Raw genomic sequence first — 288 nt, forward strand, 5'->3', positions numbered from 1 at the left:
TTGCATTTATCTCCTTATTTTCTCCTTTTATTTCTCCCCTTAAAAAACTAATATCTCCCATTATATTATATGATAAATAATAGCCTGGTTCATTTCCTAGTATTGATCCTAGTTCAATATTTCCTCTAGTCTTTACTTCAATAGGGTTTTGTTTTGTTAATACAATATCCTTAAAGCTATCATCTATTAAATACTTTATCTCTCCTGTATATATCCCTCTTATTCCTGCAGGAGTTGAATTCCTTATACTTATAGGTACATCTACATTACTTGAAATTATTATATTTT

At 27.8% G+C, this 288-nt stretch carries 1 protein-coding gene; it reads right to left on the minus strand.

Annotation, left to right across the window (positions count from 1 at the left end; genetic code table 11):
• Window positions 1–288, minus strand: a 288-nt coding sequence (locus tag BUE91_RS02030; protein WP_143605902.1) for a hypothetical protein, incomplete at both ends; no start/stop codon positions are given.

Origin of the sequence: Streptobacillus notomytis (assembly GCF_001902585.1) — a bacterium.
Lineage (GTDB): Bacteria > Fusobacteriota > Fusobacteriia > Fusobacteriales > Leptotrichiaceae > Streptobacillus > Streptobacillus notomytis.